This is a genomic window from Spirosoma flavus (assembly GCF_054778555.1).
Genome location: NZ_BAAGZL010000003.1, coordinates 153173 through 166675, shown reverse-complemented (window position 1 = coordinate 166675; position 13503 = coordinate 153173). Strand labels below are relative to the sequence as shown.

Genomic DNA, 13503 nt, shown 5'->3' with positions numbered 1-13503 from the left:
TCAGATTCGGATAAAGAGTTTTCGGCGGTACATCCAGAGAAGAATCAGGTAAAAAATGCCCAGCGCGGCCAGACCGATCAATAGCGGCTCGAACGGGGCACCCAAGATCTGAAAAATACCGTGGCCCAGATGCGTATAAAATGACGTAACAATAAAGTTGTCGATCAGGTGTACCAAACAGTAAATAGTGATGGAATTCATACCGACCACCACTAATGGAAATGCCCATTTCTGGTATTTCGCTACGTCGATAATTCCATAAAATAACGCCAGCAACCAGAAACACCAACCGCCACTAAACAGTACCCAGGCTGGCGTCCAGATACGTTTTACCACCGGACAAATGCCCGCTACGTGTAGTAAAACTCCGCTGGCAAGACAAATTACGCCGGCTATTAACAGGCGTTTAATCAAGTCACGGGCAGACATTCCTTTGCGTAGCCAGCGCCCAGCCTGCAAGCCCAGCAACATGGTTCCCAGTGTCGGAATGAAACTCAACGTAGCATATCCTCCGCCATTAAAGAGAAAAAATTTGGCGCGTGGAAACAGATTTAGAAACCACGTATCAAATGCCCAGGCCAGGTTGCTGTTTTTATTGAAATGCGCCATCAAACCTGTATAATGTTCTGACCAATCGGGTGGTACGTTAACCGCGTTGTAATCGAAAGAGGAACTGGGTGCCGGATATAAAATGAACGCCAGCCAATACGCAAACAAAATACCTCCGAACGCGACCCACGTAGTGCGGGGAGACGTATGGCCCAGCAGAAACAGAAATGGATAGCCTAAGCCAATCTGCGTCAGCGTATCCTCAAATGTAAAATTGGTCTGTTCGGCGTGGGTTGATCGCAGGAAAATGCCCAGCAAAATCAGGATGAGCGACCGACGTAGCGCGTGACCAAATTGATTCCCGAACGAATGTGTCTGTGCGGCCCGGCTAGCGATGGAATAGGGGAGGGCCACGCCAACCAGAAACGAAAAAGAAGGCTGTATTAAATCGTGGAGCGAACAGCCCGCCCACGCTACGTGACTCTGATGATGCGTAAGAAACGCCCAGAACGAACTGTCTGGAAAGGCTTCATGTAATTTATGAAACCGAAGGATTTCGGCCGCCATCAACGTCATCACAAAGCCTCGATAGGCGTCAATGGACATCAGGCGGCCGGCCGGAAAGTCGGTCTGTACATGTTTTGCCATAAACAGGGTTTAGGATTGTGAAGCGAGTTTGGGTTGAAAAGTTTTATAGTCGTAAGGTTATAAAGTTGCTATTTGCAACTGAACGCTGTAACCCTACCTTATAACTCAACAACTCAAACCGTTTCTTAGCCTTAAAACTTGGTAATGGCGGTCACATTCGCAAGAACGTTGGCGAAAGTTTTTGGTTGAGTGGTATATTTCGGGTCAATACGTCTCTTTACTATAAAAAAGTTGTCGAATGAATGCCCGTGTCCTGAAAGTTCATCCTGCCGATAACGTCATTGTGGCGTTACGTAACCTGTCGGCGGGTGAACGAATTGAATTTGAGAATGAAACGTATGAGCTTCCCTATGCGGTGGGAGCCAAGCATAAATTTGTGACCGAAGATCGCCAGCCGGGTGAGCCGATTACGATGTACGGTGTGCTCGTTGGGAAGGCCACGCAGCCGATACGTCGGGGCGAACCGATCACTACGTTCAATCTCAAACACGATGCCGATCGCTATGGTCTCGAAAAAAAGCAACCTTTCGCCTGGCAAGCTCCCGACGTAGCGGCCTGGCAAGATCGCACGTTTATGGGGTATCATCGGGCCGACGGCAGTGTAGGAACGCGCAATTACTGGGTAATTGTCCCGCTGGTTTTTTGCGAGAATCGTAACGTACTGATTCTTAAAGACGCATTTGAGCGTGAGCTTGGTTACGCCCAACCCGAAATCTACCGCGATCAGGTTCACGAAATGCTAAGTCTGTATAAAGCAGGCGAAATGGACGTCGTGAAAAAGATGCAGCCTTTTGTGGATGCCTCCCAAAATCAGACACTCCAGCATAACACTAACGCGCCAAACCGGCCTTTCAAAAATGTAGATGGTATCAAGTTCCTGACGCACGAGATGGGTTGTGGCGGTACGCGGCAGGATTCAGGTTATTTATGTTCGCTGCTGGCCGGTTTCATCAACAATCCAAACGTGGGTGGGGCTACTGTCCTGAGTCTGGGATGTCAGCATTTGCAGGTCGATATGATTTCGGAGGAAATCAAACGGCAGAATCCGAAGTTTGATAAACCGCTGCTGCTGTTTGAACAACAGGCAGGTACGGAATATGCGCTGATGTCGCAGGCCATCAAAGAAACATTCCTCGGTCTGGTCGAAATCAACAAAATTGAACGGCAGCCAGCTCCGCTTAGTGCGCTGACGGTAGGGCTGAAATGTGGTGGTTCGGATGGTTTTTCGGGAATTTCGGCTAATCCGGTTCTCGGACATTTATCTGATAATCTGGTTGCGCTGGGCGGCAAAACCGTTCTGGCCGAATTTCCTGAACTGAATGGCGTTGAGCAAGAACTCATTAATCGGACTCCTGACAATGCTAAGGCTCAGAAATTCATTACGTTGATGGGCGACTATTCAGCGCAGGCTGAAGCTGTTGGTTCCGGTTTCGACATGAATCCGTCGCCCGGTAATATTAAAGATGGCCTGATTACCGACGCTATTAAATCGGCGGGGGCTGCGAAAAAAGGGGGTACAGCACCCGTAGCTGACGTACTGGACTACGCCGAACCCATCGTTACGCCCGGCCTGAATTTGCTCTGTACACCCGGCAATGATGTAGAAGCCACTACCGGCATGGCTGGTTCAGGAGCAACCGTCATTCTGTTTACAACCGGACTTGGTACGCCGACTGGCAACCCTGTTTCTCCGGTAGTGAAAGTGTCGACCAATACCATCCTAAAAAACCGGATGCCCGACGTTATCGATTTTGACAGTGGCCCGGTTGTCGATGGTGAGCAAAGCATCAGCCAAAACGCCGACGAACTGCTGGAATACATCGTCCGGCTGGCTTCTGGCGAAGTCATTACGCAAGCCGAACGTTTAGGCCAAGACGATTTCATCCCCTGGAAACGCGGGGTATCTCTTTAAAATAGCGAAAGAGCGAAAGAGTGAAAGTGCGCCTACTCGGCCCATCACTCTTTCGCTCTTTCATTCTTTCACTCTTTATGTTTTCTCTCAAGAACAAAACCGCCCTCATTACTGGGGGAGCCAGTGGTATTGGATTAGCGATTTCGCAGACGTTCGCGCAGGCAGGCGCAAGTGTGCATATCCTTGAAATCAACGCAGAACAGGCGCAGCAGGTAGCGGCTGATATTAAGTCAGCTGGCGGTCTGGCTGAAGCACATGCTGTTGACGTATCAAATCAGGAACAGGTTGCCGACGTCATCGGGCAGATTGCCGCACAGGGACCGATTCATATTCTGGTCAATAATGCCGGTGTGGCGCATATCGGCCGGGCCGATACTACGTCGGAAGCAGATTTCGACCGGATTTTCCGCATCAATATCAAAGGCGTCTATAACTGTCTGCACGCGACCATTCCGCACTTCAAAACCAACGGCGGTGGCGTTGTGCTGAACATGGCGTCGGTGGCTGCTACATTAGGCATCGCTGACCGGTTTGCCTATTCGATGAGTAAGGGAGCCGTTCTCAGCATGACGTTGTCTGTAGCGAAAGACTATCTGGCTGATAATATTCGCTGCAACTGCATTTCGCCGGGGCGAGTGCATACGCCTTTTGTCGATGGATTTATAGCGAAGAATTACCCCGGTCAGGAAGCCGAAATGTTCGCCAAGCTCTCAAAAACACAGCCTATTGGTCGTATGGCGAAACCTGAAGAGATTGCCGCTCTGGCACTTTACCTTTGTTCCGACGAAGCAGGGTTCGTTACCGGCTGCGATTACCCAATCGATGGTGGTTTCACACGGTTGAATTCGTAATCCGGTTATGCTTTTTTGTCATTGTGACGAAGCCAAGCGGGCGGATTCGTCACAATGACAAAAAAGGTAGCTAATGAATTTTACTTACCTGCTTTCAAAAGCCGAATAGCCCGCCGTTCTTTAGTCTCGTACTGGATATGGAATAGATACGAACCGGCCGGAAGCTGCTCCCCAAATCGAATCGTCTGACCTGCTTTTGCAGCACTTAATTTCAGACGATTACGTCCTAGCTCGTCCACTACGTTCATCGACTGGATATCCCGATCGGCTACGAATGAAAATGCGTCTGTAGCTGGGTTGGGGAAGACAAGATTGTCGGACACTTCACTCAGTCCGGTTCGTGCCCCGCAAACCGTTACGTTCTTGCAATATTGCGAATACCACGGAGCGGCTGAATAATTGATTCCCACACAAACTTGTCCGCCGGTAAACCAAGGCCCAAAGCTGTAGGTTGCTTTGCCGGGTTGCGTAGGCGTTATGCTGCTGGTCGAACCAGTGCACCACCACGAGAAATTCGTCGCGTTGGCCAATTTTGCTGGATTCACTTCATAAATCTGTACCGCGTTGACCCCTACACAGTTAGGCCCGATCAAGTCATCGCCGGGATTGTTGGGCGGAGTACCAGCAATCACCGTAATAGTAACTCCTGCCGACGTAGCACTTGCTCCCGAATTGTCGAAAGCTTTGGCCGTTAGTGTATACGTTCCAATTGCTACGTTGTTCCAGCTAAATGTATAAGGCGACGTAGCATCTTCACCCAGTTTGGTCGAACCATTGTAGAATTCAACTTTAGCGATAGTACCGTCTGAGTCACTGGCGTTTGCGGCCAACGTAACAGTAGCAGGTGCGGTGAACGTAGCGTTTTGAGCTGGTGATGTGAGCGTTACCGTTGGGGCCTGATTTACAGGAGCCGGGTTGTTCACCTGAATAGTGATAGCACTCGACGTAGCGCTTGCTCCGGCATTATCTGTTGCTTTGGCAGTCAATACGTAGTTGCCAGCGCTCACATTGTTCCACACAAATTGATAAGGAGAACTACTAGTTTCACCCAACTTGGTCGAACCATTGTAGAACTCAACCTTCGCTATGTTGCCATCAGAGTCAGTGGCCGAAGCGGCTAACGTAACGTTAACAGGAGCCGTGAACGCAGCATTCAGGGCGGGTGACGTTAAACTCACCAGCGGTGATTGATTTGTTGGGTTTGTCGGAGGAGTGCCGGGACAAACCGCTACGTTCTTACAAAACTGCGAATACCACGGAGCCGCCGAATAATTGATACCCACACATACTTGCCCACCCGTGAAGCTTGGACCAAAATTGATGGTTGCCTTTCCCGGTTGAGCAGGCGTAATGCTGCTGGTCGAGCCGGTACACCACCATGAGAAACTCGTTGCATTTGGAAGCTTGCTGGCATTGACTTCGAATAGCTGCGTCGCGTTCTTAAACACACAATCAGGACCAATCAAATCCGCAGTAGGGTCGGGGCTTCCCTGACTATAAACCTGTACAGTTACCGGCGATGACGTCGTCGTTGCGTTTTGATTGTCAGTCGCTTTAGCCGTGATCGTATACGTACCGACGGGCACTCCCGTCCAGCTAAATTCATAAGGCGACGTAGCGTCTTCACCTAATTTGGTTATGCCGTTGTAGAATTCAACTTTTGCTACGTTTCCATCGGCGTCGCTGGCAGTGGCAGTTATCGAAATAGTAGCTGGCGCTGAAAATGCTACGTTATTGGCGGGCGAAGTCAGGTTAACCGTTGGAGGCTGGTTAGGTACCGGAGCCGCCGTTACCTGCACTGCCGAGGACGTTAGATTCCCGCTGCTAACGAGCGCTTTAGCTGTAAGAGAGTAACTACCTTGCTGAATGTTCGTGATCGTCCAGGAGTAAGGCGACGTAGCATCTGTTCCCAGTAACGTAGCGCCGTTGTAAAACTCGACGCCCGTTGCTGTAGCATTAGTGACGCTGGCATTGATAATCAGATTTGCGCCAATAGCAATGGTGCTATTAGTAGCCGGACTGATAATTGAGACAGAGGGCGTTGGTGGGCCAAAATCATCGGCTGGATTGAGAATGTGATCTTTCACCCAGGTTCCCGACGTACTGGTATTGTTCCACTGTTGGCCACTACAAGCTCCACCGTTCAAACCCGCCGACGATTCGCCCGCATCGGAAAATGTCCAGTTGCTCCAACTAATTTTCTGACTTCCAGGATTGTTGCCCGCCATTAGGTCAATCCAAGCCTGGCTATTGTTGAAATCCAGACTACCACCACCTGTATAGGTACAAGTGCCCCATTCGCTACAAAACAAGGGCAATACGTTCGTCACCGACCGAATGTCGCTCTGGAAAAAGTGCGACGCTGCATAGTAGTGAAAGGTGTACATGATATTGTAAGCGTTGGCTCCGCTCAGTGGGTTCGCCAGTACGTCCTGCGGACGTTGGCACCATTGGGGCGTTCCGACCAGAATAATAGCTTCAGGGTCATACTGCCGAATGGCTGGAATCACCTGATCAGCATACGACTTAATCGTATTCCAGTCTACTCCGTTTGGCTCGTTGCAGATTTCGTAAATGACGTGCTTCTTCCCCGCATGCGTCTGGGCCATTGTTTTAAAAAAATCGAGTGCGTAGGAAAGGCGATCGTTCGGGTTGCCGGGATTTAATACGTGCCAGTCGATGATGCAGTACACGCCCGCCTGCGCCGTCCAGTCGACAATCTGATTGATTTTGGCGCGAAGTCCGCTCTGATTGTTCAAATAACCGCCCTCATCTACATACATGGCGGCTCGGAAAACATCGGCGCCCCAATTTGTTGCCAACGCCTGCACAGACGCCTGCGTGTAACACTGATCGAACCATTGCAGCCCGTGCGAACTCATCCCCCGGAGCTGAATGGCTTTACCGGATTCATTTGTCAATTGATTTCCAGTAACTTTCAGTCGACCGTTTGCTGCTAAGGGGGAGGTTTGTGCCAGTAGAAAACGGCTATATAACAGAAAGATAAGAGTAAGTATAACCTTTGTTTTCATAAGTTTATGGATTTTGTTTTGGCTTGAATCTAGTAATAAGATGCGCTCGCAATTGTCATTTAAATTAATCAAATATATATTTTGTTAACTTATTATTTATAATTTCTGCAAACGAATAATATTTGAATGCCTCGATAAAACCTGTATAAGCTACTCAGTATAGATCACAGACTGGTAGATCAGCCGATTTTGACCTGATACTTGCTGAATAATGGTTAAACTTGCAGCCTCACAAGCTTTTCCAGGTCAACGTATACCATTCTGCATGAAACTCTTCCGCTTCGGCTCGCCCGACCATGAACATCCCGGTGTTGAATTACCTTCCGGCCAACGCATCGACGTAACGCACTTTGGCGAAGATTATGACGAATCATTCTTTGCCAGCAACGGCCCTGAACGACTGGCACATTGGCTTACTGCACACGCCCATACCTGCCCCGGCGTAGTAGCCGACCAACGTATTGGTTCCTGCATCAAACGACCATCCAAAATTGTGTGTGTTGGTCTGAATTACGCTAAGCACGCAGCCGAAACCGGTGCTACACCACCTACCGAGCCAATTTTGTTTTTCAAATCAACAACCGCGCTCGTTGGGCCAAACGATAACGTAGTAATTCCAAAGCGTTCTGAGAAAACCGACTGGGAAGTAGAACTGGCGATCATCATCGGCAAACGGGCCAGCTACGTTGAGTTGGATAATGCGATGGATTACATTGCGGGCTATGCGCTGCACAACGATTACAGTGAACGGGCCTGGCAATTAGAACGTGGTGGTCAATGGGTGAAAGGAAAAAGCGCTGATACGTTCGCACCACTGGGGCCTTATCTGGTTACGAAAGATGAAGTTCCTAATCCGAATGCGCTGAATTTGTGGCTCAAAATCAACGGTGAAGAATTGCAGAATTCGAACACCGACGATATGATTTTCGACGTACCGACGCTTGTGAGCTACATCAGCCAGTTCATGACTTTGCTACCCGGCGACGTTATTTCAACCGGTACGCCAGCTGGTGTGGGTATGGGTCTGAAACCGCAACGTTACCTTAAACCGGGCGACGTAGTAGAATTAGGCATCGAAGGGTTAGGTGAGCAGAAACAAACAGCGGTGTCGTTCGTCTAACTATCTGAACCAGGATTTTAACAGAAAAGATTTTCAGGATTTTGTTTTCTGCCTTTTAATCCTGAAAATCTTTTCTGTTAAAATCCTGGTTCAGACAATCTTTAAATCCCGGTTCTGATGACCATTGACGCGCACCAACACTTCTGGCATTTTGACCCCATTCGCGATAGCTGGATAACCGACGATATGGCTGTTATCCAGCGCGATTTTCTGCCGGCCGATCTTGAGCCTGTACTGGTAGAGAACGGTATTGATGGCTGCGTGGCTGTGCAGGCGTCGCAGTCGGAAGAGGAAACGATGTTTCTGACTAAGATGGCCCAGAATTACGACTTTGTGAAAGGTGTAGTCGGTTGGGTCGATTTGCAGTCTGCGCAATTGACTGAACGGCTTGACGCGTTTTCGCAATTTCCAGAAATAAAGGGTTATCGACACGTAGCACAAGCTGAACCTGACGATTTTCTGGCGCGTCCGTCGGTTATTGACGGTATTCGAAAATTAGCCGATTTTGGCCTGACCTACGATATTCTGATCTACCCGTCTCAGCTTAAGGCCGCGTTGCAACTCGTAAAAGCTGTTCCCGAAGGCAATTTCGTAATTGATCATCTGGCAAAACCGTACATTAAGAAGCAGGAAATCAATCGCTGGTCGAATTTTATGACCGAGATTGCCAAGCACAAGCATGTTTCCTGCAAACTCTCGGGTATGGTTACCGAAGCCGACTGGCAAAACTGGAGCAAAAAAGACTTTTTTCCCTATCTGGACGTAGCGTTCGAGCAGTTCGGCCCTGATCGATTGATGTTTGGATCTGATTGGCCCGTTTGTTTAGTGGCGGCTAACTACACACAGATGAAGAATATAGTTGAAGACTACGTAGCGCCCTGGGGCGATGAAGTTCGAGCGAAAGTGTTCGGAGGTAATGCTACGTTGTTTTATAAGTTGTAAAGTTGTATGGTTGTAGTGTTATGAAGTTACGATTTTTTGAATACCTCAATCAACTTTATCACCCTCTGGCTCTATAACCTTATAACTTATTCGTTTATCAGACTATGAACTGTTACATCGGCGTTGACATCGGAACGACCAACGTAAAAGCCCTCGCCATGCTGCCGGATTTGAGCAAAATTCTGGCGCATGCGTCGGTTCCGGTAACAACGCTTAATCCTGAACCGGGTTACGCTGAACAAGATCCTAACGAAATCTGGTCAGCATTTGAACAGGTAATGGCTGAAGTAAATCGGGAATTGAAAAAAGATGGGCATACGGCCACACATGTAGCGTTTTGCACGGCCATGCATAGCCTGCTGCCAATGAATGACGATGGGAAGGCTCTCGGAAACGCCATTCTCTGGTCTGATAACCGGGCTGAAGCGCAGGCGGATGAATTACGCACCACACAGGCTAAGTTAGGGAAAGCGATTCATAAAGAGACAGGTACGCCCATTCACCCAATGATTCCGTTGTGCAAACTGGCCTGGCTTCGTCAGCACGACCCTCGCGCCCTGCATCGAACCCCTCGGTTCGGGTCTATCAAAGAGTATTTATGGCGAAAACTGACGGGTGAATTTGAGATTGATTTCTCGATGGCTACGGCAACAGGTCTGTTTTATGAACAGAAACGAAAATGGAGTCAACGGGCAATGGACTACGCCGGTGTCCGACCTGACCAGTTATCAACCCCCGTTCCAACAACTCATCAGCGGGCTTACCAGCCTAAATCCGAAACCGAAAAGACCGGGCTTACTGCTGACGTAGCGTTGTTAATTGGCGCTTCAGACGGATGCCTGGCTAATTTAGGAGCGGGTGCCATCAAACGAGGAACCGCTACGTTGACCATTGGCACGAGTGGGGCAATACGCCAGACCGTTCGAAAACCGCTTCGTGATGCCAAAGGACGGCTATTTTGTTACTACCTGGACGAAGGTTACTACGTGGTTGGCGGTCCAACCAATAACGGTGGCAATGTATTGGAATGGGTAACTGAGAAACTAACCCAGCAGGAAACTCGGGCAGTTTTCGATGAAGCTGCTACGATTTCGCCTGGCTCCGACGGGTTGGTTTTTCTGCCGTATCTTCAGGGGGAACGGGCACCGTTATGGGACGCTTCAGTACGTGGTGCCTATTTGAACGTAGACTGGCAGCACACGCGGGCGCATTTTGTCCGAGCTTCTTTAGAAGGTGTATTGTTTAACTTGCTCAATATCAACGAGCTGTTGATTGCACACACTGGCTCTGCTCAGGTAATTCATGCAAACGGCGGATTTGCCCAATCGAAATTTTGGGTGCAGATGCTCGCCGATATGGCAGGCGTTCCGGTACGTCTGAATGCCAGCAACGAAAGTGGCTCAATGGGTGCTATTCTGCTGACAATGAAAGCGGAAGGTACTCTAAAAAGCCTGGACGATGCCGCTGAACAGGTAGCTTTTGGCGATACGTTCAAACCAAATATGAGTCGTCACAAAGCATACCGGAACGCATTTCAGCGCTGGGAGGAAGGTCTGAGAAAGTTGTAAAAAGTAGATTTAATTATAAGTCTATAAGCTATTCTGCGATGTCCACGTAACGCAGTTATTAGCGGCTGAACGCTTTTTGACGAAAGCGTAATATGTAGAATGTTTAAGCTGCCCCTGACAATTAGCCCCTACTTCAACAATTAAACGTTGATAATTTGTAACCAGACTGTCGGGCACCACAAACGTGTTTGCGGCAATCATTCTGATTTTTTCGTCTTTAGGTGTCCAGCCATTAACCCGTGTTGTGTCCTTCAGTGCTACGAAACTCCATTCGAAACTTAATGGGGTATCGCCGTAATCAGTGGCAGTAAACTTTAGCCCATTACCAGCATAGCATTCTGAATCAACCGTTATCCGTTGGGGGGCTCCACAGGGAGTTGCTTTCTCTTGGCTACAGCTTGCTAAATAGATGAGGAACAAGCACCCGAGATAAAAAGGGAAGCGTTTCATAACGAATTGAGTTTAGTACTAATACAAGACCAAATGTACTTATAAATGGTTGTAAATACGGTTAACTACATTCGTTAGAAACTCATTAAAATTTTACCATCAAACAAGTTTAGTGGAAATTACCACCGCACCTGGCCATCGCCAACCACAATCCATTTCTCGGTTACGAGTTTTTCCAGCGCAAACGGGCCGCGGGCGTGAAGTTTTTGCGTCGATATGCCAATTTCGGCACCGAGGCCAAATACACCGCCGTCAGTGAAGCGAGTAGAGGCATTGGCGTACACAGCTGCAGCATCCACTTCTCGCAAAAACTGGTCGATCAATTCCTGATTTTGGGATACGATAGCTTCTGAATGGCGTGATGAATACGTTTGAATATGCGATAGCGCTTCTTCCAGACCAGCCACTACTTTCACTGCAATCTTGTAATCCAGAAATTCACGGCCGAAATCTTCAGATTGAGCATGTTGCAGTTTTGGGTAAGCCGACTTTTCAAAAATGGCGTAAGACGTATCATCAGCAAAAACCTCTACGTTCCATTTGGCGAAACCATCAGTCAGCATCGGCAAAAAACGGTCAGCGATGGCTTCGTCGACGAGAACGCAATCTAGTGAATTACAGACTGAAGGGCGTGAAACGCGTCCGTTAATAACGATAGCAGCCGCTTTGTCGAGATCGGCAGTTTGCTCTACGTAAGCGTGGCAGACCCCTGCACCCGTTTCGATGGTCGGCACCAGCGAGTTTTTGCGAACATACTGAATTAGTGATTCAGAACCGCGTGGAATAATAATGTCGACGTAGCGAGTAGCCGTTAATAATTCATTGACAACGGCCCGGTCGGGTGGGAGCAACGTAACGGCGGCTTTGGGTACACCGAATTCAGTCAATACGTTCTGAATCAAGCTGATAAGATAACGGTTCGAGAAATCTGCTTCTTTGCCGCCTTTTAACACACACGCATTGCCGGACCGTAAACACAGTGACGCTACGTCGACCGTTACGTTCGGACGAGCCTCGTAAATAACTCCAACCACACCCAACGGCACAGCAATTTTTTTGAGTTGCAAGCCCTGTTCAATGCTACGTTCTAATAGCAGTTCACCGGCTGGGTCGGGTAATACGGCTACGTCCCGAAGGCTTTTAGCCAAGTCATTAACCCGTGTTTCGGTGAGTTTTAACCGGTCGTACTTTGGATCGGAAGTGGGCATCCGATCAAGGTCTTTCTGGTTTTCGGTTAGTACGTCGGCGGAGTGAGCTTCCAATACGTCGGCGAGCCGATTGAGCAGGTCGGTTTTCTGAGCTGGGCTAAGTCGGCGAACAGCTGCAGATGCCTGTTGAGCCGATTGAAGAAGGGGAGTGATGGGTGTCATAACTACAAAAGTACAATATCATTCGCATTGGCGACTTCCACGTTCTGCTGACTGAGTTGCTGGGCCAGGCTTTCCGATGAAATACGCGCTCTGGCAACGGCCACCGTTATTTGATGTTCGTCCCTAATTTCGAGCATTTCACCAGCCGCAAATTCGCCCGGAATTGCTCGAACACCAACCGCCAGCAAGCTACGTCGTTTTTGTAACGCCTTCACCGCTCCCGCATCAACCACCACCTGACCAACGGCCAGACTACCACTGCCTAACCAGCGATTACGGGCCGACAACGTATTGGTTTGTGGGGTAAAATCCGTTCCGGTTTCACCACGTAACGCCCGACCAATGCTGTCGGGTTCGTTCACACCAAAAATAACGACCCGGATACCCATGCGCGTGGCGAGTTTGGCAAAGGTTAGTTTAGAGGCCATTCCCCCCAGACCCAGTGAGGATTTGTCGGTACGTACTACGCCAAAAACCTGCTCATCGAACGTAGTAACATGCCGGATAATATGTCCTTCAGCATCCAGTAAACCGCCCACCGAGGTACAGAGCATCAAGACTTTAGCCCCAAAACCCACGGCTATTAATGTAGCCAGTTCATCGTTGTCCGAAAACTTTAATTCTCGACTGCTTACTACGTCGTTCTCGTTCGCAATTGGAATTAACCCGTTGGCCCACAGTTCCTCATAGGTTTGTTTGAGTTGCAAAAATTGGTCGCGGTTGGCGAAGTGATGGCGTTCGCACAGACTTTGGGCAATGGAGATGCCGTAAATAGCAAAAAAACGCGAGTACTGGTTGAGTAGCAGCAGGTTACCAACAGCCGCAGCCGCTTTACGCTGGATAATGTCACCCCTGAAGTCCCGAATCAGCGATTTGCCGGCCCCCACAGCCCCTGACGATACCAGCACAATCCGGTAATGCGGATGCAGTGCCGCCACCTGTCGGGCTATGTCGACCATAACAGGTTCGTTGGGTTCGCCGGTAGATTTTGTAATAGAAGCCGTGCCGAATTTGAGGACAAGTACAGGTTTTGACATGCCCGCAAAGATAGGGATTTGGGT

The 13503-nt window shown here is 49.1% G+C and carries 10 protein-coding genes; 5 read left to right on the top strand and 5 right to left on the bottom strand.

Features of this window, described 5'->3' with window-relative positions; genetic code table 11:
* Positions 1–1197: an acyltransferase family protein gene (locus ACYVF1_RS17300; RefSeq protein WP_461081053.1), complete on the bottom strand. Its 1197-nt coding sequence runs from the start codon at positions 1195–1197 to the stop codon at positions 1–3.
* Positions 1198–1435: 238 nt separating this feature from the next.
* Here ACYVF1_RS17300 and ACYVF1_RS17295 point away from each other — a divergent pair, with 238 nt between their 5' ends.
* Positions 1436–3109, top strand: a complete 1674-nt coding sequence (locus ACYVF1_RS17295; protein WP_461081051.1) for a UxaA family hydrolase — start codon at positions 1436–1438, stop codon at positions 3107–3109.
* 77 nt (positions 3110–3186) lie between these two features.
* On the top strand, positions 3187–3960 hold the full coding sequence (locus ACYVF1_RS17290; RefSeq protein WP_461081049.1) for an SDR family NAD(P)-dependent oxidoreductase: 774 nt from the start codon (positions 3187–3189) through the stop codon (positions 3958–3960).
* 80 nt (positions 3961–4040) lie between these two features.
* Here the strand turns inward: ACYVF1_RS17290 and ACYVF1_RS17285 are convergent, their stop codons facing one another.
* Positions 4041–6992 (bottom strand): Ig-like domain-containing protein, encoded by a 2952-nt coding sequence (locus ACYVF1_RS17285; protein ID WP_461081047.1) that lies wholly within the window; start codon positions 6990–6992, stop codon positions 4041–4043.
* A 265-nt stretch (positions 6993–7257) separates the two neighbouring features.
* On the opposite strand from ACYVF1_RS17285, the gene ACYVF1_RS17280 reads away from it, so the two are divergent.
* The 3 genes from ACYVF1_RS17280 to ACYVF1_RS17270 all read left to right on the top strand — a co-directional run bounded on the left by ACYVF1_RS17280 (position 7258) and on the right by ACYVF1_RS17270 (position 10622).
* Positions 7258–8112, top strand: coding sequence for a fumarylacetoacetate hydrolase family protein (locus tag ACYVF1_RS17280; protein WP_461081045.1), 855 nt, complete (start codon positions 7258–7260; stop codon positions 8110–8112).
* A 117-nt stretch (positions 8113–8229) separates the two neighbouring features.
* Positions 8230–9054, top strand: a complete 825-nt coding sequence (locus ACYVF1_RS17275) for an amidohydrolase family protein (protein ID WP_461081043.1) — start codon at positions 8230–8232, stop codon at positions 9052–9054.
* A gap of 104 nt (positions 9055–9158) precedes the next feature.
* Positions 9159–10622, top strand: a complete 1464-nt coding sequence (locus ACYVF1_RS17270; protein ID WP_461081041.1) for a gluconokinase — start codon at positions 9159–9161, stop codon at positions 10620–10622.
* Positions 10623–10643: 21 nt separating this feature from the next.
* Here ACYVF1_RS17270 and ACYVF1_RS17265 read toward each other — a convergent pair whose 3' ends face one another.
* The 3 genes from ACYVF1_RS17265 to proB all read right to left on the bottom strand — a co-directional run bounded on the left by ACYVF1_RS17265 (position 10644) and on the right by proB (position 13479).
* Entirely contained in the window at positions 10644–11072 is a 429-nt protein-coding gene (locus ACYVF1_RS17265; protein WP_461081039.1) for a hypothetical protein, read from the bottom strand.
* 119 nt (positions 11073–11191) lie between these two features.
* The gene (locus tag ACYVF1_RS17260) at positions 11192–12442 is read right to left on the bottom strand and encodes a glutamate-5-semialdehyde dehydrogenase (protein WP_461081037.1); all 1251 of its coding nucleotides are present in this window, start codon (positions 12440–12442) and stop codon (positions 11192–11194) included.
* Between the two features lie 2 nt (positions 12443–12444).
* Positions 12445–13479 (bottom strand): glutamate 5-kinase, encoded by a 1035-nt coding sequence (gene proB, locus ACYVF1_RS17255; protein WP_461081035.1) that lies wholly within the window; start codon positions 13477–13479, stop codon positions 12445–12447.
* Between the last annotated feature and the right edge of the window lie 24 nt (positions 13480–13503).

Excerpts from the sequence above, each read along its gene's own strand:
- ACYVF1_RS17295 (WP_461081051.1), top strand. The coding sequence starts at position 1,436 with ATGAATGCCCGTGTCCTGAAAGTTCATCCTGCCGATAACGTCATTGTG.
- ACYVF1_RS17260 (WP_461081037.1), bottom strand. The coding sequence starts at position 12,442 with ATGACACCCATCACTCCCCTTCTTCAATCGGCTCAACAGGCATCTGCA.
- ACYVF1_RS17275 (WP_461081043.1), top strand. The coding sequence starts at position 8,230 with ATGACCATTGACGCGCACCAACACTTCTGGCATTTTGACCCCATTCGC.
- ACYVF1_RS17265 (WP_461081039.1), bottom strand. The coding sequence starts at position 11,072 with ATGAAACGCTTCCCTTTTTATCTCGGGTGCTTGTTCCTCATCTATTTA.
- ACYVF1_RS17300 (WP_461081053.1), bottom strand. The coding sequence starts at position 1,197 with ATGGCAAAACATGTACAGACCGACTTTCCGGCCGGCCGCCTGATGTCC.
- ACYVF1_RS17270 (WP_461081041.1), top strand. The coding sequence starts at position 9,159 with ATGAACTGTTACATCGGCGTTGACATCGGAACGACCAACGTAAAAGCC.
- ACYVF1_RS17280 (WP_461081045.1), top strand. The coding sequence starts at position 7,258 with ATGAAACTCTTCCGCTTCGGCTCGCCCGACCATGAACATCCCGGTGTT.
- ACYVF1_RS17285 (WP_461081047.1), bottom strand. The coding sequence starts at position 6,992 with ATGAAAACAAAGGTTATACTTACTCTTATCTTTCTGTTATATAGCCGT.
- ACYVF1_RS17290 (WP_461081049.1), top strand. The coding sequence starts at position 3,187 with ATGTTTTCTCTCAAGAACAAAACCGCCCTCATTACTGGGGGAGCCAGT.
- proB (WP_461081035.1), bottom strand. The coding sequence starts at position 13,479 with ATGTCAAAACCTGTACTTGTCCTCAAATTCGGCACGGCTTCTATTACA.